Origin of the sequence: Streptomyces sp. NPDC005878, from assembly GCF_040629815.1 — a bacterium.
In the GTDB taxonomy this organism is placed as follows: Bacteria; Actinomycetota; Actinomycetes; order Streptomycetales; family Streptomycetaceae; genus Streptomyces.
The window spans coordinates 1-4,170 of the sequence record NZ_JBEXWK010000059.1 but is presented as its reverse complement, the minus strand read 5'-3'; the positions used below and the strand labels follow the sequence as shown (position 1 = coordinate 4,170).

The 4,170-nt window shown below is 69.3% G+C and carries 3 protein-coding genes; all 3 read left to right on the top strand.

Features of this window, described 5'->3' with window-relative positions:
- The first annotated feature begins 44 nt into the window (after positions 1-44).
- Positions 45-1,019 (top strand): hypothetical protein, encoded by a 975-nt coding sequence (locus ABZ404_RS39045; protein ID WP_358991706.1) that lies wholly within the window; start codon positions 45-47, stop codon positions 1,017-1,019.
- The gene (locus ABZ404_RS39040) at positions 1,019-3,934 is read left to right on the top strand and encodes a DNA cytosine methyltransferase (protein ID WP_358991703.1); all 2,916 of its coding nucleotides are present in this window, start codon (positions 1,019-1,021) and stop codon (positions 3,932-3,934) included. Before ABZ404_RS39045 ends, ABZ404_RS39040 begins: the two co-directional genes overlap by 1 nt.
- 53 nt (positions 3,935-3,987) lie before the next feature.
- Positions 3,988-4,170 (top strand): hypothetical protein (locus ABZ404_RS39035; protein ID WP_358991701.1); only part of this gene is annotated, 183 nt, incomplete at its 3' end.

Here is a 4,170-nt window from a genome sequence, read left to right as displayed (position 1 = left end):
CGGGCTCCGGCACGCACCGGCTGACAACCCCATAGGAGCACCTCGTGGCGACAGCCATCGAGGCCCCCGCCAGCAGCACGGCGGAGGGCCCCCTTCAGCACACCCAAATCCAGGCCCCCAGCGTCCCTCTGACGGACGAGCAGAAGGCCGCGCTCGCCCGGCTGCGCGAGCCGTTCCCGCCCGAGGCGATCGGGTACCGCCCGAAGGTCACCTGCCGGAAATGCGCCAGCCCCGAGCAGGGCGAATGCCCCATGCACGTCTCCGTCTCCTGCCCGAAGTGCCTGGAGTGGGTCAGCGAAAGCCACATCTGCCTGGCCTACGTGGGCCACGCCGACATCACCGAGCGGCTCCTGGAGGTAGATCCGGCCTGGGACTGGAAGCCCCTTGGCCACGACGAGCACGGCCTGCCGCAGTTCGACCGCACAGGCGGCCTGTGGATCAAGTTGATCGTGTGCGGCGTGACCCGCAACGGCTACGGAGACGGCGACGAAGGCAGCAGCCCCAAGGCCGTGATCGGCAACGCCATCCGTAACGCCGCGATGCGGTTCGGCATGGCTCTGGAGCTCTGGCGCTCCAAGACCGATCCGGCCGACGCGCTGCGCGAGAGCGGCGCCCCCCGCCCCGAATTCCGCCTCAAACAGCTCCAGGCGAAGTCCCGGGCCTCCTGGGGCAAGGAAGAGGAGCTGGTCAAGGTGCGCATGTGGGCCGTCCGTGAAGGCCTGGGCGAAGCCCTCGTCGACATCAAGGGCGAGATCGTGGAGTTCCAGCACGTCCTCACCGAACAGATTGACATCCTGCACGGCCGGGCCCTGGTCGACTTCCGGGCCCGGGTGCTGGAGGTCTGGTCTGATCCGGCCGCGCTGAAGATGCGCCTGGGCGAAGCCAGGACAAGGCGCTTCCTGGGCGACGTTGTGCCTGCTGGACCCGAAGAGATGCCGACCCGCATCGAGGACCTCCTCACCGCCCGGCTCGCCGAACTCGAAGCCACCCAAGACGGAGACGAAAGGAGCGCTGCCTGATGGCCCCCAAGACCAAGCAGCAGACCCGCACTGCCACGCACCGCCCGGCCGTCAAGCGCCGCAGATTCCGCCACGACGAGTACGTGGCCGTCGACCTCTTCAGCGGCTTCGGTGGACTCACCAAGGGCATCGGCGACGCCGGGTTCACCACGATCATGGCCGCCAACCACAACGAGTACAAAGTCCAGGTCCACGAGCGGAATCACCCCGAGGCTGAGCACTGGATCGCCGACCTGGTCGACCCCGAGTCCTCCGACTACCACTCCGCCCGCGACCTTCCCCCGGCCGACCTCTTGGCCGCCGGGGTGAGCTGTTTCGCTGCCGGATCGCTCGTACTGACGCGCCGCGGCCTCGTCCCGATCGATGAAGTGCACATAGGCGACGAGGTGTGGACCCACCGCAGGCGCTGGCGCCCCGTTACGCACACCTCCGCGGTCGAACGGCCCACGGTCACCGTCAACGCCACCACTGCGATCACGTGCACCCCCGACCACCCTTTCATCGCCGCCCAGGCCACGCGGGCCCACCAGCCTCGGCGTAAGTACCAGCCGCTGAATGGTGCCCGGTGCCTCGAATGCGGCGGTTCGGCTCCGCAGTTCAAGGCCAACACGGCCCGCCTGTTCTGCTCCCGGGAGTGCAGTCAGGCGGAAGCGAACCGGCGCGCGCTGCCCGTCCTCGGGGAGCCGGGCGAGGTCCGGGCGGATTCCCTCGCCGGCCACTGGGTGGCCAGCCCGATCCTGGACCACGGCAGCAGTGAACCGCCTGTGATCGACGGTCTCGGCCCGGTCACCGCCGACGTGGCGTGGATGCTTGGACGGTGGGTCGGCGACGGCTGGCTGGGCCGCCGGCCCGAGCGCGGGAATGTGTGGTCTCGCGTGGCGATCTGCACCGGTCACAAGGATGGCGACGCCCTCGCAAAGCAGCTGGAGTCACGTACCGACCTGCCGTGGAACCGCACCCGGAAGCGGACCACCGACAACTTCCACGTCGACCGCGTCGGCCTTGCCGCCTTCCTGGCTGACCACTTCGGCCACGGCGCAGCAGGCAAGCGGCTGCCGACTTGGCTGCTGTTCGCGCCCGAGCCGATCCGCCGCGCCTTCGTGGACGGCTACCTGTCAGCAGACGGGCACGTGAGCCGCGGCGGTCTGCGTGTGCAGTCCATGTCGGTGTCAAAGCAGCTCACAGTAGGGGTGCGCTTGCTACTGACGTCGCTCGGCTACTACGCCACGGTCCACTATCAGCAGCCGAAGCCCGAGGCTGTCATCGAGGGCCGCACGATTCGCCAACGCCCTCGCTGGACCGTCACCGCCCACCTCACCCAGGACCGCCGTCCCAAGCATCGCGACGCCGACGGGTTCCGCTGGGGGAAGACCAGCGGCACTGTCACGCCCGGCGAGACGGTCACCGTCTACAACATGACTGTCGAGGAGGACCACACCTACGTGGTCGACGGGATCCTGGTCCACAACTGCGTGAATCACTCGCTCGCCAACACGATTCGGGCGTACGAGCAGGGCCTGACCCTGTTCGAGCTGGAGGACCCCGACTACGAGGCGCGGGTGACCAGGTCCGAGCGGGACCGGGCGACCGCGAACTGCGTCCTGCAGTACGCCGCCAAGCACCACCCGTGGCTGATCCTGGTCGAGTGCACCACCCAGCTCACGTCCTGGGGGCCCGCGCTGCCGGGTCGCCCGAAAGTGGGGGATGGTTCGACCTACCGGTGGTGGCTGCGCCAGTTCGAACTGCTCGGCTACCACCCGGTGAAGGTCCTCTACCTGAACAGCCAGTTCTTCGGGGTTCCGCAGTCGAGGGACCGCGGCTACTGGATTTTCGTCGACAAGTCCCTGCCGATGCCCGACCTGGAGCACCGGCCGGTGTCGCACTGCGGGCGCTGCGACAAGGACGTTGAGGCGGTATGGACGTGGAAGACCGGCATTCCGGAGTCCGGCACCGTGATGTACGGCAAGCAGTACGAGTACCGGTGCCCGTCCTGCCGCCGCCCGGTCGTCCCGCCGATGACGCCGTCGCTGGCCGCGCTCGACCTCACCGATCTGGGCACGCGCATCGGCGACAAGCCGGTCAAGGTCTTCAAGGACGGTTTCGTCGGGCCGCTCGCCCGGTCGTCGATGGCGCGCGCGGAGCGCTGCCGCAGCCGCTTCGCCGACTTCCCCGCGGTCCTCATGCCAGCGAAGGGCGTGCACGGCTCGGAGCGGCTGCTGCTGCAGCCGATGGCAACGCAGACCAGCCAGCAGGAGACCGCGCTCCTGTCGACCGGTCCGGTCGTCCAGCCGCTGTGGGCCCGCGATACGGCTGGCGGACTGGCCGTGCCCACGATGGCGCTCGCGGTGGACAACTTCCAGGGCGCCGCGCGCGGCGCCGGGGAGCCGCTGCCCACCCAGGTCGGGTCGGAGACCCTCGCTGTGGTCTCCTCCGGCGTGCTGCCCTACCGAAAGAACACGCTGCCCACGCTGCACAGCGAGGCGATGCCCACCTTCACCTCCGAGCAGATCCCCGCGGTGCTGACGGCCGCCGGCTGGTACAAGCAGAACGGAACCAGCCCCGATCACGGGACCGCGCCGCACCCGGTCACTGACCCGCTCGGCACCCTCACCTCGCACGACACGACCGCGCTACTCATGGCCCAGTGGCAGGCGTCGCTCGCCGAACTGCCTCTTGAGGACTGCTTCTACCGGATGATGTCGGCGCACGAGATCGGCCGGGGCTGCGGGTTCGACGTCGACTTCAACGACTACCGCGGCACCTTCGAAGTCTGGGGCTCCGCCCGCAACCAGGTCGATGGGTTCGGCAACGCCGTCTCTCCGCAGGTCGGTACCTGGATCGGGTCCCGGCTGCGGGCCGTCCTCCACACCCCCCAGGGCCGCAGCGCCAGGGACTCCCGCCGCACTGCCCCCTGACGCGGCCCGCTGCCCAGCCTCTTCACACCTCATCCCGCACGGGGAGGCCCGCCATGCTCTACGCCCTGATCACCCTGCTCTTCTGCTGGATGCTGGTCTTCCCCCTCACCTGTGAAGCCGTCCGCCTCTGCCGCCGTCTGCGGCGCCCGCGGGCGGCTTCGCCGTCCCCCCACCACGACCACCACGCGGTGACCACCGCCGAACACCTGGTCTGCGACCGCTACCGGATCCTCGCC

Coding starts and splice junctions, on each gene's coding strand:
- ABZ404_RS39040 (WP_358991703.1), top strand. CDS start 1,019: ATGGCCCCCAAGACCAAGCAGCAGACCCGCACTGCCACGCACCGCCCG.